Genomic DNA, 20,438 nt, shown 5'->3' with positions numbered 1-20,438 from the left:
TAAACACATCTTGAGTAATTGATTCTGCAAGGAGCATGAGGAACGCGGCATGAACCAGGCTAACAACGTACTCGAAAGCATATATCAGCCTGACCTAGAAATAATGAATCAGCCTGAGCTCGAGTTAGAAGAACTCTTAATAGACGATGAAGAGGACTTGCTGATCGTAGATGAAGGTGACGAGGAATTTTTAGAGCCTCAGTCTGATGAGGACGACGCAAAGTCTGGAAAAGCCGCTAAATCGCGTCGTCGGACACAAAGCAAGAAAAAGCATTACACAGAAGATTCAATTCGGCTTTACTTGCAAGAAATTGGTAGAATTCGTCTGTTGCGGGCAGACGAAGAAATTGAATTGGCGCGGAAAATAGCCGATTTGCTGGAATTAGAGAGAGTACGCGAAAGACTCTCGGAGCAATTAGATCGCGATCCTCGAGATAGTGAATGGGCAGAAGCAGTACAACTGCCACTACCAGCCTTTCGTTATCGCCTCCATGTTGGTCGTCGGGCGAAAGACAAGATGGTGCAATCTAACCTCCGTCTTGTAGTTTCAATTGCTAAGAAATACATGAATCGTGGTTTGTCGTTCCAGGACTTAATTCAGGAAGGCAGTCTCGGTTTGATTCGTGCCGCTGAAAAGTTTGACCACGAAAAAGGTTATAAGTTTTCTACATACGCTACATGGTGGATTCGTCAAGCAATTACCCGCGCGATCGCAGATCAATCCCGCACAATTCGGCTTCCAGTTCACCTTTACGAAACCATTTCTCGGATTAAGAAAACTACCAAGTTACTATCTCAAGAAATGGGTCGCAAACCCACTGAAGAAGAAATCGCCACTCGCATGGAAATGACCATTGAGAAGTTGCGATTTATTGCGAAATCTGCCCAGTTACCAATTTCATTAGAAACGCCAATTGGTAAAGAAGAAGATTCTCGATTGGGCGATTTTATTGAATCCGATGGTGAGACACCAGAAGACCAAGTTTCCAAAAATCTTCTGCGCGAAGACCTTGAAAAAGTCCTCGACAGTCTCAGCCCCCGCGAACGTGATGTCCTCAGACTGCGTTACGGCTTGGATGATGGTCGGATGAAAACCCTTGAGGAAATCGGTCAGATTTTCAACGTCACCCGCGAACGGATTCGTCAAATTGAGGCGAAGGCACTCCGCAAGTTACGCCATCCAAATCGTAACAGCGTTCTCAAGGAATATATTCGGTAGTCAACTAGTCATTAGTCATTGGTCATTAGTGAATAAACAAATGACAAATGACAACTAACAAATGACAAAAAATAAAAGCCTGGTAGTGAATTAGCACTCCAGGTTTTTTTATTTATAGGTCATCTTAAATATTAAAACTTATTATAGGATGCCCCAAAAATGTAGAAAGCCTTGACCAGAAAAAAGCTCAACCAAAACGGCTGCTAAAAAGCCAATCATTGCCAAGCGACCGTTCCAAATTTCTGCTTGTGGGGTAAAGCCCCAACGCCAAGCGTTGCGATCTTCAATTACGGGAGTAGTGACTTTTGTTGTGGTTGCATTTGTCATGGTTAGAACTCCAAATTCAATTTTTAATGTTTATTGCCTTATGTAAACTAATATAACAAATATTTTCATAAAGACAACATTTTTTATATTTTTGTTTCTATAGCTTGACATAAATAGAAATAGCTATTTATACAGACTAAAACATCAGCCTTCAGTAAGAGTTTCTGAGGTAAAAGAAATGTGATTCAGACTTTTAGCTTTATAAATAATTTTATACTGTTGAGATTATTTGTCAATTAATTTAATTAAATCGCTTGATTTTAAATATATTTTGCCTTTTAAAATAGAAAAATTATTGATAATTTAAGTGACTACCAGACAATTTCCATTTCTTTTGCAGTCGAGACAAAACCAAGCTTCTCGTAGATATGTTTACCATCCTCAGTGGCGTGAAGCCAGAGGCGTTTTGCCTCAGTTGCTCTCACAAAGTTAATAACTTCTTTTAATAAAGCTGTTGCAATTCCCTGTCCTCGCCACATCGGAATTGTATAAATGTTCATAAGGTAAGCTTCTAAGCCTGAGAAATTGCCGTTGTAAGGGGGTCGTTGAAAAAATACCAAGCCGCTAGTGGCAACAATTTGGTTATTCACTTCAGCTACCCAAGCTAAAAACTCACCCGTCGGTATTTTTTCGCCAAGATATTTTCGAGTTGCTTCTGCTAGGTTTGTGGTGTCATCAGCTTTAATATCGCCAGCTTCCCGCAGGAGTTCGAGACGCAGTTGGATTAGCGCCTCTAAATCCTGCAAGTTGGCTTGTCGCAAGTTGAACATCACCCTAATTTACGATCGCACTTCCGCCACGGTGATGATTTTTTCATCGCGGTTGAGTTGGAGGATGCTTTCACCTTTGACATCCCTACCTAAGAGCGGCACTGTTTCCACAGGTATCCGCACGACCCGCTCCTTATTCGTTACTAAAGCTATTTCGCCAGATGCGTTGGCGTAGCCCGCCGAAGGCATCGCCATGACCATACCAGCTAAGTTGTCAGTTTTGCTAGCAAATTTCAGCGCTTGCGTGCCTAAATCACCGCGATTAGCCGCTCTTAACTGACTCGCAGCCATCCGCTTGGCATATCCTTCTTGAGTAACTAGCAGCAGTTGGTCATCTTTACCGACAGTGACACAGCCAACCATTTGCTGATTTCTCAATAGTCGAAATGCTTGTAAACCCATTGCTGTGCGTCCCATGATCGGCAATTGTTCATCATTAACTGCAAAGCGCAACATTCGCCCACCGGAACTAGCTAAAATCAGATGATCCCCTGGTTTGGCGAACTGGGTAAATGACAATTCATCATCGTCTTTGAGCTTCAAAATCGTGATGCCGCGCCGAGTCAGGTTAGTGAATTCTCCCAGAGACAGACGCTTAATTCTTCCCTGTTTCGTTAAGAGAATCATCTGTCTAGTTTCGAGATTTTCCGGCAGCAAAAAGCGGCTGACAACAGCTTCTTGAGTGCCTTGAGCAGTACTACTGAGCATAGTGATCAAAGGTTTTCCTCGTGGAGAACGCCCAGTAGTTAGGGGAATTTCTCCCACATTCACCGGATACACTTTGCCGCCACCAGTTAGTATTAGCAAGTCTTTCCCTGTGTCAGTCAACACAGTTTGGATAATGAAGTCATTATCGTGCAGACCATTTTCAGCTTTTGACTTTCTCGCAGATGGTTGGGTGCGGCGGACATAACCCCGTTGGGTAAATTCTAAAATCGCTTCCTCTACTGGTTCTGAAGATTTAAGTTCTTCCTCCTCTACCCCTTTGCTTCTGTGCCCCTCTGCCCCTCTGCCTTTCTGCTCCTCTACCTTATACTTTTGCTCCTCTGCAATTTTCGTTCGCCGGGGATCGCTGTACTTGCGCTTAAGCGATCGCAAATCTTTTTTCAGCGCCTTCAATAATTCGCGGCGATCGCTCAGTAATAGCTCCAATAAGCTAATTTGTTCGCTGATCTGCTCAAATTCCTGCTGCAAATTTTGCTGTTCTAAACTAGTGAGGCGACGCAACGGCATAGCGAGAATTGCATCTCCTTGTACCTCACTCAAATCCAGTCGGCTACAAAGGTTAATTTTTGCCGTACTCCCATCGGGAGCTTGGCGCAAGATTTGAATTACCTCATCCAAATTAGACAGCGCTTTCAGCAAACCTTCTACCAAATGCACGCGATTTTGGGCCTTACCCAACTCGTAATTGTAACGACGGTTCAGTGTCTCTTCTCGGAATCTCAAAAACTCCTGCAACAGTTGACGCAAACTTAACTGGCGGGGTTGTCCATCTACGATTGCCAGCAGAATCGCCCCAAAAGTCATTTGTAAAGCAGTTTGCTGATATAAATGCTGGAGAACTTCTTGGGGATTGGTATCGCGTTTGAGTTCAATTACCACCCGCATCCCTTCGCGATCGCTCTCATCCCGAAGATCGGAAATTCCTTGCAAGCGTCCTTGATTGACTAAGTCCGCTACCTTCTCAATCCAGGCAGCCTTATTCACTTGATAAGGCAATTCTGTAATGATAATTGCCGTCCGGCGCTTGCTTCCCCTAGCGGCGGGAATTTCCTCTACAGTTGCGACTCCCCGCAGCAGAATTCCACCTTTACCTGTGGTATATGCTTCCCGAATTCCCGTTTCACCAACTATTTCCCCACCAGTGGGAAAATCTGGCCCTGGAATTAGCTCAAATAATTTTTCATCTGGCAAATCTGGGTTGTCGATTAAAGCAATTAACCCATCAACAACTTCCCCCAAATTGTGGGGTGGTACATTTGTCGCCATTCCCACAGCAATACCAGAACAGCCATTAAGTAACAGAAACGGCAACTGAGCAGGTAACACTGTTGGTTCTTGCTGGGAATTATCAAAGTTACCGACAAATTCCACAGTTTCTTCACCAATTTCTGTCAGCATTCCCTCATGGCTGATCGGTGCGAGGCGCGTTTCTGTGTAGCGCATTGCTGCTGGCGGGTCATTATCGACGCTGCCAAAGTTACCATGTCCTGCCAGCAAGGGATAGCGGCTAGAAAAATCCTGCACTAGTCTGACTAAGGCATCGTAAACTGATTGGTCGCCGTGGGGATGGTATTTACCCAACACATCACCCACTACACGAGCACATTTTCGATAAGGTCTATCTGGTACCAAACCGAGTTCGTGCATTGCATACAAAATGCGCCGATGCACTGGTTTTAAGCCATCACGCACGTCTGGTAGCGCTCGCCCGACAATCACGCTCATGGCATATTCTAGATAAGACCGTTGCATCTCGGTATGCAGGGCTGTTGGAATTACCTGTCCCGTTGAGAGAAGGTTTAACTGTTTTGCCATGAGTTTTTTCCCTGAAATTTAACTACACAAAAGCCGATGGAACTCAACACTGCGGCAACCACAGCATAACGGATGAAATGAGATTCATAACAAAATTTTGATAGTCACAGAAGAAAAAGCAGTAGTATCATCCTTATGACGAAGATGCACATTGACTATTAAAAAGGATGCACACGAGTATAATCTACATAAACTTAGTAGCCATGATACTTACCGAAGAAAAATTTATAATTCGGGAGACAGAATTCAAAATGGATTTTGTGGGACTGGATAGAAAATTCAGGTTTAGAGCAAGCGATTTTAAACGCGCGTAAAGAAAAAATTCTTTCCATGACTCTTACCCCTGACTTGAGTGTTGGGGTATTCTGTATTTTGAATTCTGTCTTCTGACTTCTTTTCATCATGATTGCAAATCTTTAATTTTGTATTCTGGAATTCTTGAATCTCTTCACCTCTATAACTAAAATTCTCATGAAAACTGTTTTAATTGTCGAAGACGATCTAATTAATGCTCGTGTTTTTTCCAAAATTTTGTCCAAGCGTGGTGGCTTGGGCGTAAAACACACTGAGAATGTCGAAGAAGTCATCAAAATTGCCCAATTAGGAGAAGCCGACCTGATTTTGATGGATGTTTCTCTCTCCAGAAGTGTTTACCAAGGCAAGTCTGTTGATGGAATTAAGATTACACAAATGTTAAAATCCGATCCAAAAACAGCAAACTTACCTGTGATTCTGGTGACAGCACATGCTATGGAAGGCGATCGCGAGAACTTTCTCAAGCAAAGCGGTGCTGATGGCTACATTTCTAAGCCAGTTGTTGACCATCAACAGTTCGTTGACCAAATCATCGCACTTCTACCCACAGACTAACACTGAGAATTAACGACTTATTTTCAGGAATACTTGCTTGCCAATGTTTTTGGGCAACTAATTCCTGTATTTATCTAGTATAGATGTACTACGAAAAGGTACTGTTAGGCAAGTGGTAATAGGAGAGTTAAGAGTTATCAGTGAGGAGTGAGGAGTTGAAATATTTAACTTTTAACTCCTAACTCCTAACTTCTAACTCCTATTGAGTCGGCTGTTTTCTAGGCGTAGGCGCTGATGATGAGTTTTCTCGTTGCTGTATGGCTGCTTGAATACGTGGTAATTCTAGGAATTTTTTCGTATCAGACAGTAGACGATCGCCCCAGAGATTTTCTTTGAGGAAATTCAAATTAGCATAGCGCGAATCGATACGGAGTGCAGCTTCTCCCAAGGTTAGTCCTTGTTGGCGATCGCCTTTAGTATACAGTGCCACGGCTAAGGCCAATAAAGGTTCTGCGGCTTGTTTTTCAAGGGTTACAGCAGATTGCCATCGCTTAATCGCTTCGGGGATATTACCCTGTTCGTAGTTGATTAAGCCAATATTGTTGAGCGCGGGCCAGAATTTTTTATCTTGGGAGACGGCTTTATCGTACTGGGCGATCGCATCTGGCAATTTACCCAGCAAATAGTAAGCATTACCCAAATCAAATAAACCCTCTGGATCGTTGGGTTTTAACTTCAAACCATCTTGATAATTGACAACAGCAGCCTGGTAATTTTTCTGCTGAAAATTCGCTGAACCCAAAGCAAACAAAATATCACCATTTTTGGGGTTGAGAGATTGCGCTTTTTTCAGACTAGCGATCGCCCCATCAAATTCTTTGGATTGCAACTGCAATCCACCTAAGAGCAACCACACTTTATCATTCCCAGGAGCGAGTTGACTAGCCAGCCGCGCTCGTGGCAAAGCTAAATCAACCTGTTGAAACTGAGCTAGTTGAGCCGCCTCTTGTGCCAAGCTCAATCCCTGTTTTTCTAACTTTGTCGCATCTAGTTGCAGTGTATGGGGTATTAATGCCTGCGCGTTAGCGGCTTTTGGCATACTCCATAAACTACACACCATTAGAAAAGAAATCAAACGAATATGTTTAGGCACATTACCGCCTTTAAGCCACTAATCAAAGAATCTTTCAGCTAGCTTAAACGATCTGCGCTGTTGACGGTAGCAAAATCTTACAAAGAAAGGCAGAAGGCAGGAGGCAGGGGGAGCAGGGGAGCAGGGAGACAAGGGAGACAAGGGAGACAAGGAGATAAACAAAACTCCTAACTCCTAACTCCTAACTCCTAACTCCTAACTCCTAACTCAGCACTCAGCACTCAGCACTCAGCACTCCTAACGCCCCATACCCAATAATTGATGACTTTGGTCATACATCAGTCTGGAATTACTAATGACTTTGGTCATACATCAATTTTGATGTTTTGAATGATAATTATTATGTATGAATTTATACGATGAGGTAAATATTAAACACTTTGATATCAAAAAAAGCAACTGTCTAAGATTGCTTAATCCATAGATCGACAGAATAGAACTTTAATGTAAATAAGGAGTCAATTCTATGTTGAAACCAAACCGGATATCGATTGTATTAGCTGCTGCTGCCCTGATCGTTGTTCCTACTCTCTTGACTGCGCCTGCAAGTGCCCAGACGAAAGTCTACGTTGGTGGCGATCGCGATCAAGATTGGAACCGCGACGGCAGATCCAATTCTAGGGAAGTCAGAAACTCTAGAGACAGGGATAATTGGAACCGCGATCGCAGATCCTATCCTGTAGAAGTCAGAAACCCTAGAGATCGGGATAATTGGAATCGTGACAACCAATCCTATAGCAGAGTAGTCAGACTTGGTAATGGTGATATCAGATATCCCAATGGGCAAATTATTCCTGCTAGATCCGTAGTCAGACTGCGCGATCGAGGTTACTTCAGACTTCCTAACGGAGATATTCTGCTTCCCAATCAGGAAATTGTTCCTGCTGGGAGATTAGTAAGAGTGCATGATGATTACTTCAGACTTCCTAGTGGATTGGTACTGCAAATAAACCTTTAAAACCCTAAAAACTCAAAATCATTGTCAGTATTAGGCTACCAGGCTATAGTTTTAGCCGTGAATAAATAGCTCGGTAGCCGTTCCTTATAGACAAAATGATATGAAAATTGATACACCAAATACCGTAGATTCATCAGTTTTAGTTCCAGAGATAAAGAAAAAAAAGGTCAGACGTAATTGGCTCTCTTGGCTAATTGCTCTTTGCCTTTTGGGTGGAATTGGCTATGCCGTTTATTACCAAGTAACGGTTGCTCCTCGTCAAGAAGCCAGACGCAGAGTGCTGACAAGACCTGTAGAAAGGCAGAGTTTAACAATTACAGTTTCAGCGAACGGAACGGTGAAGCCTGAGCGGTCAATCAATCTCAGCCCGAAAAATTCTGGCATCTTGAAAAGCCTATTGGTAAAAGAAGGAGATATCGTCAAACAAGGACAGATTGTCGCTTACATGGATGATTCCAACCTCCGGGGACAACTTACGTCCGCTCAAGGACAATTGGCACAAGCCGAGGCGAATTTGCAAAAAGCGATCGCAGGTAATCGCCCTCAAGATATTGCCCAATCACAGGGAGCATTAGACGAAGCCGAGGCGAATTTGCAAAAAGCGATCGCAGGTAATCGCTCTCAAGATATTGCCCAAGCACAGGCACGCTTGCAAAGCGCTCAAGCCGCCCTGCGCCAAGCAGAAGATGATTTTGCCCGCAATCAGCAACTTTACAATGCAGGCGGTATTTCCCTTCAGACTCTTAACCAAAACCGCTCCAATCGCGATAGCGCCCAAGCGAATGTAAATGAAGCACAGCAAGCACTGGCTCTGCAAAAAGCCGGATCGCGTCCAGAAGACGTTGAGCAAGCACGAGCTGTAGTGAAGCAGAGACAGCAAGCTTTAGCACTCCTGAAAGCCGGAACGCGCCAAGAAGATATTAATGCCGCTCGTGCCCAAGTAACATCGGCTCGTGGTTCGCTGCAAAACATCCAAGCCGAAATCAATGACACGATTATTCGCGCACCCTTTGATGGTGTGGTGACAAAGAAATATGCCGATCCCGGTGCTTTCGTAACACCCACAACTGCCAGTAGTGAAGTAGCTTCTTCTTCTTCTTCTTCAATCTTGTCTCTAGCTTCCACAAATGAAGTTGTCGCCAATTTAGCGGAAACAAATATTTCCAAAATCAGCCTTGGTCAAAAAGTCTCGATTAAAGCAGATGCCTACCCAGGAAAAACCTTTGAAGGTAAAGTCAGCCAAATTGCTGCCCAAGCAATAGTAGAGCAAAACGTCACCAGTTTTGAAGTGAGAGTATCACTTTTAGACCCTCAAAGACTATTGCGGTCTGGGATGAATGCAGAAGTAGATTTTCAAGTCGGTCAAGTTCAAAATGTTTTAGTAGTGCCAACAGCCTCGGTGGTACGTCAAGAAAATGCTACAGGCGTGTTTGTGCAAGGAAAAAATAACAGACCTGTGTTCACTCGCATTGAGACTGGCGTCACTGCGAATAACTTTACCGAAGTTAAGTCTGGATTGACAGGAGACGAAAGAGTATTGCTCAGTTTCCCACCAGGATCGCGTCCGCAATCAACACCAAGAGGAGGAGTTTTCCCAGGTCTAGGTGGAGGTGGAGCCGGTGGTGGCGGCGGAAGAGGAGCAGGCGGCGGAAGTCGTTCAGGCGGCGGTTCTGGGGGTGGTCGTTCTCAAAGCGGTGGTTCCCCTTAAAGTTAGTTTTAAATAAAACATTATGTTTAAGATATTTAAGGGCTTTTATAAAGCGAAGAATACCCGCACAGTACCATTGCTGGAAATATTGACAATGGCGGCAGAGACTCTGTGGAGTAACAAATTACGCACAGGTCTAACTATGTTGGGCGTGATTATTGGGATTTCTTCAGTTATTGCCATTACTTCTGTCGGTCAGGGAGTGCAAAAAGGGGTTGAGCAACAGATCCAAGCATTGGGTACAGATGTCATCCAAATTTTAGCTGGTGCGGCAAGAAGCGGAAATGTCCGTCAAGGAGTAGGTTCTAGCAGTACCTTAACCTGGGAAGATGCGAAGGCGATCGCTACACAAGCACCATCAGCACAGCTGGTTTCTGCTTATCTCCAACGGACTGCTCAAGTTGTCTATGCAGGACAGAACACCTCAACAACCATTTATGGCACTGATTTGAACTACCCAGAAGTCAGAAATACTCACCCCCAACAAGGGAGATATTTTACCCAAGAAGAACTAGATATTGCCGCACAGCTGGCGATTCTTGGCCCGACAGTTCAAAAAACACTCTTTGCACAAGGTGTAAATCCGATCGGTGAGAGAATTCGGATTCAGGGAGAGGCTTATGAAGTAATTGGGGTGATGGAACCTAAAGGCGCTCAGGGGCCGATGGATCGAGATGACCAGATTTTTATTCCTCTAACTAGTATGTCCAAGAGACTAGTTGGGAATAATGCCCTAGTAGGCGTTTCTGTAAGTGGAATTTTAGTTAAAGGCGCGAATCAGGAACAGTTAGAAGCCGCTCAGTTTCAAGTCACCAATCTTTTACGGCTGCGTCATAACATTTATCCGCCACAAGCTGATGATTTTCGGCTGACCAATCAAGCTGATATTGTTAGTACCTTCACTAGTATTGTGGGTTTATTTACAGTCATGGTGGTAGCGATCGCTGGAATTTCTCTAGTGGTTGGTGGTATTGGTATTGCTAACATTATGCTAGTTTCTGTAGTCGAGCGAACGCGAGAAATCGGAATTCGCAAAGCTGTAGGAGCAACCAATTCGGCAATACTTAATCAATTTTTAGCGGAAGCGATCGTGATTTCCATTGTCGGCGGAGGTATTGGGATGGCGACTGGCGTTTTATTAGCCTTTGTAGCTGCAAACAGTTTCAAATTTCCCTTTGTAATTTCTTTATTGTCGATCGTTGCTGGCTTTGCACTCTCGTTAACTGTTGGCTTAATCGCTGGGGTAATTCCAGCACGTAACGCCGCAAAATTAGATCCAATTACTGCTTTAAGAAGCGACTAAATAATTCGTAATTCGTAATTCCTAACTCCTAACTCCTAACTCCTAACTCCTAACTCCTAACTCTTATGCCAACAATGATTTGGATGGAATCCATTACTAAAACTTACCACTTGGGAGAAGTTAGCGTTCCCATACTCAAGGGAATTCAACTCTCTATTGAGGAAGGGGAATATGTCTCAATTATGGGTGCATCAGGTTCGGGTAAATCGACGCTGATGAATATTTTGGGATGTCTGGATCGTCCCACAACTGGAAATTATATTTTTGAAGGCAGAAACCTAACGACTTTTGATGATGATGAATTAGCCTATATCCGCAACCAAAGGATAGGTTTTGTGTTTCAACAATTTAACCTATTGGCGCGGGCGACAGCGTTAGAAAACGTGATGTTGCCAATGGTTTACGCTAACTTGCCCAAGCCAAAACGCCGAGAAAGGGCATTAGAAGCCTTAGAAAGGGTAGGATTAGGGGGACGTATAGCTAACCGTCCTAGTCAACTCTCTGGCGGACAACAACAACGAGTAGCGATCGCTCGTGCTTTGGTCAACCGACCTGCATTAGTTTTGGCAGATGAGCCAACAGGAGCTTTAGATACTGAAACTTCCCATGAGGTGATGAATTTACTGACTGAACTTAATGACCAAGGGATCACAATTGTGATTGTCACTCATGAACCTGATATCGCTGCTCAAACCAGAAAGATTATTCGAGTTCAGGATGGTTTGATTGTCGGCTAATTTGTTAAGATTAACCTTCTGAGGAGGAATTTAAGATTTAAATCTCTTAGGTCAATCAGGATGAAAACTTTTAATTATATCCTCAAAAAACCTAATTAATGACTATTCTAGATTATGAATTTCAGCTTATTCTTCGTGCATTCTGCCTGGGTTGCTGTGGCGTTGGCGATTCTTCTTCCAAATGCAGTAAGTGCAGCAACTGAGCTAAAAGCACAGAATTCTTCAAGCTCTGTACAAGTTCCCGATCGCCTCAACCCCAATCCCAACCCTCTGCAATTTCCAACTAAACCGGAGGAAGTAAGGATTCAGGGAACTGTGCCAATCAGTTTGGCACAAGCTTTGGAACTCGCAAAACGCAATAATCGAGACTTACAGGTAGCTATATTACAGCTAGAACGCAGTCGTTCAGCGCTACGCGAGTCTCAAGCTGCTTTGTTTCCTACTCTTGGTATTAACAGTAGTGTGACTAATAATGGTAATGGTTTTAAGAGCAATTCGTCTCAAGCCAGCACTTCTTTTAATGGTTCAGCACAACTGAATTATAATCTCTATACTTCTGGGAACACACAAGCGGCTATCCGAGCCGCCGAAGAACAGCTACGGGTAGATGAATTAAATGTTGAAAGTCAGTCTTTGACAATTAGCTTGAATGCGACCACTCAATACTACGATTTGCAACAAGCAGATCAACTAGTCAGAATTAATCAGTCTGCTGTGATCAATGCCCAGGCAAGTTTGCGGGATACTCTAGCTAGAGAACAGGCTGGAGTGGGTACGCGGTTCGATGTGCTGCAAGCTCAGGTGAATTTAGCAAACGCCCAACAACAACTGACTAATGCGATCTCACAGCAGCAAATTGCCCGTCGTCAGCTTGCTACGTTGTTAAGTTTGTCGCAGTCAGTTGATATCACTGCCTCAGATCCCGTACAATTAGCGGGTCTTTGGTCGCAGACGGTAGAGCAAAGTATTGTCCAAGCGTTTCAAAATCGTCCAGAGTTGCAACAGTTTTTGGCACAACGTAATATTTCTGAGCAACAGCGACGACAGGCACTTTCACAGCTAGGGCCGCAAGTTAGTTTGGTAGGCAACTACAATCTGCTAGATCGGTATAATGATGGCGCGAGCATTACTGATGGCTATTCAGTAGGACTTCAAGGCAATCTAACTTTATTTGAAGGAGGAGCAGCAAGAGCAAGAGCGGCTCAGTCGAGAGCTAATATTGCGATCGCAGAGACTCAATTTGCTAGTCAGCGCGACCTAATTCGCTTTGATGTAGAACAGTACTATGCTCAATTGCAATCCAATTTAAATAATGTGCAGACTTCTAGTGTGGCTTTAAATCAAGCTAGGGAAGCTCTGAATTTAGCAAGGTTGAGGTTTCAAGCTGGTGTGGGTACTCAAACAGAGGTAATTGATGCTGAAAATGACCTGACAAGAGCAGAAGGTAATCGAGTTACAGCTATTTTGGATTACAATCGCGCTTTAGCTAATTTACAAAGATCGGTAACATCCAGAGCTTCGCGCTAAGACCAAATCATTAGATATCTGGTGAAATTAAATATGCGTTATCTAGAACCTTTGTAGAGACATGGCATAGCTACGTCTCTACATTCTTTTTTGCAATGTTTATGAAATAAATAGTCCTCTTGCAAAAGTAACTTTTGCACTCTTGGGGGAAAGGGACTCATGTTAAAGAGGAAAGGTTTAGGCCCACATTCCGCACCCAAAAGTGGCACACAGAGAAAGCAGTAAGTAAATCAAGAATCTTAGTAAAAATTGAGACAATTAATATCCAGGAGCAAAGTTAGTAGCCAGAATCAGGGTAAAAGTCAAAAAATAAATAAAATTAGCACTCCATAAGCTTCCCAGAATGAAAAACTAAAAATAGTTGATGGAATGTAGTGTGAAAATGAATTTGCCCTTGAATATTGAGGTAAAAAATCTAGATCACCTGGGGATAGTAGCAGGAATCATCGATGAAATAGGGCTGGTATCCCAAATAAATAAAATACTCGGACAGCACCCACAAGAAAAGGTAAGTGGGGGTCAGGCGGTTAAAGCAATGATATTAAATGGGTTAGGTTTTGTATCAGGAACGTTATATATGTTTCCTAAATATATGGATGGCTACGCCTGTGAACATCTGTTAGGAGAAGGGATATTACCAGAATATTTAAACGATGACAGATTAGGAAGAGTATTAGACCAATTATATTTGAAGGGATTAAGTGAAATCTTCACTCTAATAGCGTTAGCAGCAGTAAAAAAATATGGAGTAGAGTTGTCATCATTGCACTTGGATTCAAGTTCAATGCACCTACATGGAGAATATGAAACAGGCTTACCAGAAGTAGTGTTTGAAAAAAATACAATCACAGAGAATGAAAATAGAGAAATAGAAGTAGCACCACAACCAATAAGTATTACCTATGGTTATTCAAGAGATCATAGACCAGACTTAAAACAATTTATTATAGAGTTAATCTGTAGTAGTGATGGGGATATTCCCATCTTTTTAAAAGCAGCGTCAGGAAATCAATCAGATACGAAAACTTTTGCGAAGACTCTCGTGAATTTTCGAGAAAATATTGATATAGATGCGTTAATGGTAGCAGACAGCGCATTATATAGTGCCGAAAACCTGAATTTGATGAAAAACCTCAAATGGTTATGCAGAGTACCATTGACAGTGGGGTTAGCCAAGCAAATACTATTAGAAATAGACTCCAAAAATTTCATCCAAAGTGAAATAACAGGTTATTCATATATAGTCAAGTCTAGTAACTATGCTGGTATCGAACAAAGATGGCTGATAGTTGAAAGTCAAGAACGCAAAAAAGCAGATTCTAAACAGCTGATGCGCCGTGTTCAGCAAGCTCAAATAAATGGTCATCAAAAGCTCACGAAATTATGTAATGAAGAATTTGCTTGTCATCGAGATGCGAAAAAAGCGGCATTACATCTATCAGAGCAATTAAAATATCATTGTTTGACTGAAATTAAAATATCTAAAAAACAGTTAAAGCCTCAAATTAAGAGCAAAAATAACTCTCAGACTGATTGGAAATATTGCTATCAAATTTCAGCGCAGCTAGAAGAGGATAAAGAGGCAATCGAAATAGAAAATCGCGCTTCGGGAAAATTTATTTTAGCAACTAATGTTATCCATGAATCCCAACTCAGCCACTCAGACATGATTAAAGAATATAAAGCTCAACAATCATGTGAGAGAGGATTTGCGTTTCTCAAAGACCCTTTATTCTTGACAGACAGCATATTTCTTAAGTCAAGGGAGCGCATTGAGGCATTATCAATGATTATGGGGTTATGTTTGTTAATTTATACTTTAGGTCAAAGACAGTTACGTGAAAGTTTATTAGCTCAAAATCAAAAAATAAAAAACCAATTAGGTAAACTCACATACCGCCCGACTCTCAGATGGATATTTCAATGTTTTCAAGGTATTCATTTATTAATTATTAATGGGGCCTCACAAATATTAAACCTCTGTGATGAAAGATTATCGATATTACAATTCTTTCCTAACGCTTGTCAGCGCTACTATTTGTTAATTTGATTTTCATTTTAATCAAGCATAATTTTTATCAATTTTTGTGAGTTACTCAATGATAGTACTCTACTTTTTTCTGCCGGATTTTTTATACTGATTTATTTTACTCCTCACTCCGGCTTAATTTTTAACTTTTCATCCTTCACAGTTTGGTTTTGAGTCAAAAACTGGCTACAAAATTTACGTCTCATTTCTTTTGTGACAGTTCTGGTGCGGAATGTGGGTTAGGGAGCCTTTTCCCCTTACCCCTTACCCTTTCCCCGACTTCTGCAAGAAGTCTAATGTATAGCTGTAGTCAGATATGTTATACCAATTCAATTAATGATTGGAACATATTCTTGGGTAAAGACGCGATGAATCGCGTCTCTACAAATGGTCTATTTGTCGCATTCTTTTTTCCAATTGGTATTAGGACAGTGTTGATTGCTCAAAGCTTTAAACCAACTGGGTTTATACTCAGGACGAGCTAAACGCCGAGCTACCGCTAACAGCACTCAGCACTCTTAAGGTACAGTAATTACCGCTACTGGACAATGGGCTTTACTCAGAATTGCATCGACTCTATGACCGAAGAAAACGCGACCCGTAACCATGCGGATACTACTCCCTAAAATAATTAAGTCAACTTCCTCGGTTTGGGCAAACTTGAGGATTTCCTTTTCTGGACTGCTTCCTTGAAGAATATAAGTTTTGACATCAGCACCCAGATTGCGGCCCATTTCTGCTTGCTGTTCGAGCATATCGTGAGCAATTTCCTTGACTGGAGCTAGCGATCGCTGTTCGTAAAGAATATACTCAACCTGTGGCAAATTAATTACGTTAACGATCGTCACTAATGCCCCGGTTTGAGCCGCGATCGTACTTGCGATCTCTACAGCATTTTTACTATATTCTGTCCCCACCGTTGGCACCAAAATCTTTTTAAGCTGTTGTTGAGGAATTTTGCATATCTCGCCTTTCGGTTGGGGTAGATGCGACTTTACCACCATCGTTGCACAAGGTGCTTCTTGGACAACCCGATCGACAAGCAAATTGAACAATGCTTTCTGGGGGCGGATCTGTTCTGAAGCTCCCAATACAATCAAGTCATAGTTTTTGTTTGCTTCATTCAAAATTACCTCCGCTTTATTACGCCCCGACTCCGTTTTTGTTTGCAGGGTGGTATCAGCAGGTAGCTGCATTTCCTCAGTCACAGCAGCTAGAGCAAGGTCTGCGGCAGTATCTTTTACCTGGGTTGCCTCCATCCGGCGTGCTTTGCTTTGAGGTTGCTTATCACTCAGAGCATATAGAGATGTAACTTCTATCGAGTTTTGGTGAGCCATGTAACCGACTAGTTGTGCCGCCAGTTGGATGTTGGGGCCACCACTAGTCGGTATTAAAATACGGTGAATCTGCTTGATAAAGCTGCGGCTATCCTGTTCTTCTCGTTGCAAACGTCGAGCTTCCTCTTCACCCATAACCACCTTTGACAAACACCAGCGCAGCAGGGGTGGAGCCATTAGGGAAGTAACGATCGCCACCATAACAATAATCGAGTACATCTGGGGATTCAGCACTCCCAAAGATAAACCAATGGTGGCAACGACAATTTCCATCGCCCCGCGAGCATTCATCCCGGAACCCATTGCCAAACCTTCCCAATGACTCAAGCCGCCCGCACGAGAACCAAGGTAAGCACCTGTAAATTTGCCCACACAAGCGACAGCGAGAACAATCAAGCCAAATATCAGCGTTTTAGGGACTAACAGAGTTTCCAAGTTAACTTTCAAGCCAGCTGAAGCAAAGAAAATTGGTGCTAGAAAGCTTGCTGTGAATACTTCTAGCATGTGTCCAGCTTCATTGCTAAAGCGGCGGGATTGACCTGCTAGAATCCCCAGTACGAAAGCACCTAATGCTGCTTCTAGACCTAATGCGTGGGTAAGTGCTGCTGCCGAGAGCGAAAGAATCAGCACAACCGACATACTCGCGGCAATTCCACCAACATAGTCATCAACCCACCGCAATATCTGGTCTATGATGGTACGCCCAATTGTAAAGGCGATCCCTAAAAATAATATGGCCGCGCTTACAGAATGGAAAATTGTCCCAAAGTCAAATTTGCCGCTACTAGCTAAACCTGAAACCACAGAAAGTAAAATCCAGCCGATGGTGTCGTCAGTCATTCCAGCAGCTAAGGTGACTTGACCAATGTCACGGCGAATCAGGTTTAAGTCCATCAGTACCTTCGCAATCACTGGTACTGCGGAAATACTCATTGCTGTGGCGATAAATAGACTAAATACCAATCGCTTTTCTGGGTCGGCTAAAAAACTATCTGGCAATAGCCAGCCCAGTCCAAATCCGGTGATAAACGGGACAATAATTCCGCCCAGTGAAATCAACAGAGCCGTTTTACCCTTACGCAGAATCAGCTTGAGATCCGTCTCTAACCCAGTCACAATCAGCAAAAATAACACGCCTAACCAAGAAATCACCGAAAGTAGATTAGACTGTTCTTGACTTTTGGGAAAGATGTGCGCCTGTAAATCTGGAAGAAGCAAACCAAATAAAGAAGGGCCCAGCACCACACCCGCCAGTAATTCTCCAACAACAGGTGGTAGGTTAATCCGGCGCATCAACTCACCTAATCCCCGCGCTACGAGAAGCAATAGTGACAGTTGCACTAGCACCAACAGCAGCTCGTGATGACCAAGAGGTTTAATTAAACCGTCACCGGCTGCTTTCTGCGCAGCGAGTACAGGCACTAACATTAGGGACAGGTTTTGCATATAAGCGTCCACAGGTTGGATTACAAATTTTTCAAGGGGCTGTTCAAGTAAATCCTGAAAATGTTTACTTACACACCGGTCTAGAAGCTTAAACTGTGATTGTGATTATTAACCACAAGATTATCATCTGCGATCGCCCTCAGCTGTCAGTTCAGCAGCAAAGCTCATCAACTTATTTTCGAGCGCGAACAAAGAACTTTGTAGTGTCTATCCAAAGACCTCGATCGGTTGCTAATTTCTCAATTTCTGCTTTGTACTCAACTTGCAATTGATTTAATTGTTCTTGTGATAATTTTGACAACAGAGGATTGCTTTTAAAATTTATATTAATTACTGTCATCGATAATCTGTTATCACTAAGAGGATGATAACGTCCTGATGGCTCAATCTTAATTTCGATATCTCTAAAACCTACCTGAGCAAGCAATTTCCGACATTTTTCTGGAGTTCCCAGTGGTTCAAGGATATGTGGTAGCGATACACCCAAAACTCTAGCGCAGATCCTCTGGTGAAGAGATGCCATAATAGCATTTTCGGGAGGACAGGTGAATGCCACAAATCCTCCTGGTTTCAAGAAGCGATACCACTTTTTTAAAATAGCAATTATATCAGGAAAAAGTACAATTGCCTCACAGCAAAAGACAACATCAAAACTACTATCGCTAAAGTTTAAATATTCTGCATCTGCCTCAATCAACTCGATATTTTGTAATTTTGTTGCTGCAATTTTTTGTCTTGCTTGATGCAACATTCCAGGGGTCATGTCAATTCCAATCACGTAGCCCTCTGAACCAACTTTTTGGGCTGCGGGTATCGCAACTAAACCCGTTCCAGTAGCCACATCAAGGATTTTTTGTCCCGGATGTAGCCCAACAAATTCAATTAAAAGCTTGGCTTCTAGAGGATGGCGAGTATCTTTTTCATGGTCATAAGTCGTTCTACTACCATAAAATTCTTTTAGTTGCTGCTTATAAATATCTATATCAGTCATAACCAAATGTCAAATTTTCTCCACTTTATAGTAACCCTTATTGCGATGTTGAGTTGTTCGCTGTTGAACCCAACCCTGACAGCACAAGCTGCGTCTTCATCTACCACTGTTTACGAACAGCGTTTTATCCATAGTCCAGATGGTATCGGCAAATACTACATGGGGCGCGAAATTGCCCAAGTTATGGGATACACTGGCGCTGGCTGGCTAGAACGTCCCAGCCGAGAGCGAGAAGAACAGCCAAGTAAGGTAGTCAACGCCCTCAATCTCAAACCTAATGATGTGGTGGCGGATATTGGCGCTGGTACAGGTTACTTAAGCTTTCGCATCGCGCCGTTATTAACAACAGGTAAGGTGTTAGCTGTAGATGTTCAACCAGAAATGTTGGAAATTATTGAGTTATTTAAAAAAGAGAAAAATATCACCAATATTGAGCCTGTTTTAGCCACTTTTACTGACCCTAATTTACCATCTGAAAGCATCGATTTAGCCTTGATGGTGGATGCTTATCATGAACTTGAGTATCCCCAAGAAGTGATGCAAGGAATTGTGAAAGCACTGAAACCAGGTGGGAGGGTAGTGCTGGTTGAGTATCGCGGTGAAAATCCTTTTATTATGATTAAACGTCTACACAAAATGACTCAAAAACAAGTCCGTAAAGAAATGCAAGCTGTTGGTTTGGTTTGGCGGGAAACTAAAAACTTGTTACCTCAACAGCATTTAATGGTGTTTGAGAAACCCAACACTAATTCGTAATTCGTAATTCGTAATTCGTAATTAAGGTTTCAAGCCATAATAAAGTAAAACTCCTTGCCAGAGCAGAAAATCATGGTCAATCTATCATTCAAGCAGCGAATTCCTTATTTAGAAAATGGCGATCGCCTCACTCGCTACGAATTTGAACGACGCTATCAAGCAATGCCCCGTCATCAAAAGGCAGAATTAATTGAAGGAGTTGTATACTTGGCTTCCCCATTACGCTTTGAAAGTCATGCCGAACCACATGGTCATCTTATCGGTTGGTTGTGGACTTACCAAATTGCCACTCTTGGTGTGAGATTGGGAATTGAGCCAACAGTCCGCTTAGATCGAGACAATGAACCGCAACCAGATGGAGTGTTATTAATCACACCAACATCCCAAGGACAATCTCGTTTGAGCGATGATGATTACATCGAAGGTGCGCCAGAACTGGTAATAGAGATAGCAGCTAGCAGTGTTGCTATTGATTTACATGACAAGAAAAAAGTTTATGGTCGTAATGGAGTCAAAGAATATATTGTTTGGCAAATATTTGAAAACAAATTAGATTGGTTTAGCCTGCAACAAGGAGAGTATGTATCTTTAGAAGTGGATGCAGATGGAATTATCAAAAGTCAAGTATTTCCTGGTTTGTGGTTGTCAATGTCCGATTTAATTGCTGGCAATATGCAGCAAGTATTGGCTGTATTGCAGTTGGGATTAAATTCAGTAGAACATCAAATATTTGTGCAGCAGTTGTCTGATGAAGGAAGATAGTTAGTGAAAATACATCCATCTGAATAGTTAAAGAATCAGGGAAGCATTTGATGACTGTTTTGGC

16 protein-coding genes are annotated in these 20,438 nt (G+C 42.5%); 10 read left to right on the top strand and 6 right to left on the bottom strand.

The window, feature by feature from the left end:
* Positions 1–49: 49 nt before the first annotated feature.
* Complete coding sequence (rpoD, locus tag ACR5KR_RS22425; protein ID WP_322669476.1) at positions 50–1,219, top strand: RNA polymerase sigma factor RpoD; 1,170 nt, start codon at positions 50–52, stop codon at positions 1,217–1,219.
* A 141-nt stretch (positions 1,220–1,360) separates the two neighbouring features.
* Here the strand turns inward: rpoD and ACR5KR_RS22420 are convergent, their stop codons facing one another.
* The 3 genes from ACR5KR_RS22420 to gyrA form a co-directional block, all read right to left on the bottom strand.
* The gene (locus ACR5KR_RS22420) at positions 1,361–1,546 is read right to left on the bottom strand and encodes a chlorophyll a/b-binding protein (RefSeq protein WP_109009401.1); all 186 of its coding nucleotides are present in this window, start codon (positions 1,544–1,546) and stop codon (positions 1,361–1,363) included.
* A 311-nt stretch (positions 1,547–1,857) separates the two neighbouring features.
* Positions 1,858–2,316, bottom strand: coding sequence for a GNAT family N-acetyltransferase (locus ACR5KR_RS22415; RefSeq protein WP_448268077.1), 459 nt, complete (start codon positions 2,314–2,316; stop codon positions 1,858–1,860).
* Positions 2,317–2,325: 9 nt separating this feature from the next.
* Positions 2,326–4,857 (bottom strand): DNA gyrase subunit A, encoded by a 2,532-nt coding sequence (gyrA, locus tag ACR5KR_RS22410; RefSeq protein WP_448268076.1) that lies wholly within the window; start codon positions 4,855–4,857, stop codon positions 2,326–2,328.
* A 471-nt stretch (positions 4,858–5,328) separates the two neighbouring features.
* Here gyrA and ACR5KR_RS22405 point away from each other — a divergent pair, with 471 nt between their 5' ends.
* Positions 5,329–5,727 carry a response regulator gene (locus ACR5KR_RS22405; RefSeq protein ID WP_448268075.1) on the top strand — a complete coding sequence of 133 codons (399 nt, stop codon included), beginning with the start codon at positions 5,329–5,331 and terminating at the stop codon, positions 5,725–5,727.
* Between the two features lie 199 nt (positions 5,728–5,926).
* On the opposite strand, the gene ACR5KR_RS22400 is transcribed toward ACR5KR_RS22405, so the two are convergent.
* The gene (locus tag ACR5KR_RS22400; RefSeq protein WP_448268074.1) at positions 5,927–6,820 is read right to left on the bottom strand and encodes a tetratricopeptide repeat protein; all 894 of its coding nucleotides are present in this window, start codon (positions 6,818–6,820) and stop codon (positions 5,927–5,929) included.
* 466 nt (positions 6,821–7,286) lie between these two features.
* Here ACR5KR_RS22400 and ACR5KR_RS22395 point away from each other — a divergent pair, with 466 nt between their 5' ends.
* The 6 genes from ACR5KR_RS22395 (at position 7,287) to ACR5KR_RS22370 (ending at position 15,103) form a co-directional block, all read left to right on the top strand.
* Positions 7,287–7,778 (top strand): hypothetical protein, encoded by a 492-nt coding sequence (locus ACR5KR_RS22395; RefSeq protein WP_448268073.1) that lies wholly within the window; start codon positions 7,287–7,289, stop codon positions 7,776–7,778.
* 100 nt (positions 7,779–7,878) lie between these two features.
* Positions 7,879–9,486, top strand: a complete 1,608-nt coding sequence (locus ACR5KR_RS22390) for an efflux RND transporter periplasmic adaptor subunit (protein ID WP_448268072.1) — start codon at positions 7,879–7,881, stop codon at positions 9,484–9,486.
* Positions 9,487–9,508: 22 nt separating this feature from the next.
* Positions 9,509–10,789 (top strand): ABC transporter permease, encoded by a 1,281-nt coding sequence (locus ACR5KR_RS22385; RefSeq protein ID WP_448268071.1) that lies wholly within the window; start codon positions 9,509–9,511, stop codon positions 10,787–10,789.
* Between the two features lie 65 nt (positions 10,790–10,854).
* On the top strand, positions 10,855–11,526 hold the full coding sequence (locus ACR5KR_RS22380; RefSeq protein ID WP_445630447.1) for an ABC transporter ATP-binding protein: 672 nt from the start codon (positions 10,855–10,857) through the stop codon (positions 11,524–11,526).
* A 114-nt stretch (positions 11,527–11,640) separates the two neighbouring features.
* Positions 11,641–13,053, top strand: a complete 1,413-nt coding sequence (locus tag ACR5KR_RS22375; protein WP_445630448.1) for a TolC family protein — start codon at positions 11,641–11,643, stop codon at positions 13,051–13,053.
* Positions 13,054–13,435: 382 nt separating this feature from the next.
* Positions 13,436–15,103, top strand: coding sequence for an IS1634 family transposase (locus ACR5KR_RS22370; RefSeq protein ID WP_448270067.1), 1,668 nt, complete (start codon positions 13,436–13,438; stop codon positions 15,101–15,103).
* 497 nt (positions 15,104–15,600) lie between these two features.
* On the opposite strand, the gene ACR5KR_RS22365 is transcribed toward ACR5KR_RS22370, so the two are convergent.
* Positions 15,601–17,865 (bottom strand): cation:proton antiporter domain-containing protein, encoded by a 2,265-nt coding sequence (locus tag ACR5KR_RS22365; RefSeq protein ID WP_448268070.1) that lies wholly within the window; start codon positions 17,863–17,865, stop codon positions 15,601–15,603.
* A 172-nt stretch (positions 17,866–18,037) separates the two neighbouring features.
* The gene (locus ACR5KR_RS22360; protein ID WP_448268069.1) at positions 18,038–18,856 is read right to left on the bottom strand and encodes a class I SAM-dependent methyltransferase; all 819 of its coding nucleotides are present in this window, start codon (positions 18,854–18,856) and stop codon (positions 18,038–18,040) included.
* 45 nt (positions 18,857–18,901) lie between these two features.
* Here ACR5KR_RS22360 and ACR5KR_RS22355 point away from each other — a divergent pair, with 45 nt between their 5' ends.
* Positions 18,902–19,612 (top strand): class I SAM-dependent methyltransferase, encoded by a 711-nt coding sequence (locus ACR5KR_RS22355; protein WP_448270292.1) that lies wholly within the window; start codon positions 18,902–18,904, stop codon positions 19,610–19,612.
* Between the two features lie 72 nt (positions 19,613–19,684).
* Positions 19,685–20,374 (top strand): Uma2 family endonuclease, encoded by a 690-nt coding sequence (locus ACR5KR_RS22350; protein ID WP_448268068.1) that lies wholly within the window; start codon positions 19,685–19,687, stop codon positions 20,372–20,374.
* Positions 20,375–20,438: the final 64 nt, after the last annotated feature.

The organism is Nostoc sp. DSM 114159, from assembly GCF_053470285.1.
Note: the sequence above shows the minus strand (reverse complement) of the source record. Positions and strands in the feature narration are given on the sequence as shown.

Excerpts from the sequence above, each read along its gene's own strand:
- rpoD (WP_322669476.1), top strand. The coding sequence starts at position 50 with ATGAACCAGGCTAACAACGTACTCGAAAGCATATATCAGCCTGACCTA.
- ACR5KR_RS22420 (WP_109009401.1), bottom strand. The coding sequence starts at position 1,546 with ATGACAAATGCAACCACAACAAAAGTCACTACTCCCGTAATTGAAGAT.
- ACR5KR_RS22415 (WP_448268077.1), bottom strand. The coding sequence starts at position 2,316 with ATGTTCAACTTGCGACAAGCCAACTTGCAGGATTTAGAGGCGCTAATC.
- gyrA (WP_448268076.1), bottom strand. The coding sequence starts at position 4,857 with ATGGCAAAACAGTTAAACCTTCTCTCAACGGGACAGGTAATTCCAACA.
- ACR5KR_RS22405 (WP_448268075.1), top strand. The coding sequence starts at position 5,329 with ATGAAAACTGTTTTAATTGTCGAAGACGATCTAATTAATGCTCGTGTT.
- ACR5KR_RS22395 (WP_448268073.1), top strand. The coding sequence starts at position 7,287 with ATGTTGAAACCAAACCGGATATCGATTGTATTAGCTGCTGCTGCCCTG.
- ACR5KR_RS22390 (WP_448268072.1), top strand. The coding sequence starts at position 7,879 with ATGAAAATTGATACACCAAATACCGTAGATTCATCAGTTTTAGTTCCA.
- ACR5KR_RS22385 (WP_448268071.1), top strand. The coding sequence starts at position 9,509 with ATGTTTAAGATATTTAAGGGCTTTTATAAAGCGAAGAATACCCGCACA.
- ACR5KR_RS22380 (WP_445630447.1), top strand. The coding sequence starts at position 10,855 with ATGCCAACAATGATTTGGATGGAATCCATTACTAAAACTTACCACTTG.
- ACR5KR_RS22375 (WP_445630448.1), top strand. The coding sequence starts at position 11,641 with ATGAATTTCAGCTTATTCTTCGTGCATTCTGCCTGGGTTGCTGTGGCG.
- ACR5KR_RS22370 (WP_448270067.1), top strand. The coding sequence starts at position 13,436 with ATGAATTTGCCCTTGAATATTGAGGTAAAAAATCTAGATCACCTGGGG.
- ACR5KR_RS22365 (WP_448268070.1), bottom strand. The coding sequence starts at position 17,865 with ATGCAAAACCTGTCCCTAATGTTAGTGCCTGTACTCGCTGCGCAGAAA.
- ACR5KR_RS22360 (WP_448268069.1), bottom strand. The coding sequence starts at position 18,856 with ATGACTGATATAGATATTTATAAGCAGCAACTAAAAGAATTTTATGGT.
- ACR5KR_RS22355 (WP_448270292.1), top strand. The coding sequence starts at position 18,902 with ATGTTGAGTTGTTCGCTGTTGAACCCAACCCTGACAGCACAAGCTGCG.
- ACR5KR_RS22350 (WP_448268068.1), top strand. The coding sequence starts at position 19,685 with ATGGTCAATCTATCATTCAAGCAGCGAATTCCTTATTTAGAAAATGGC.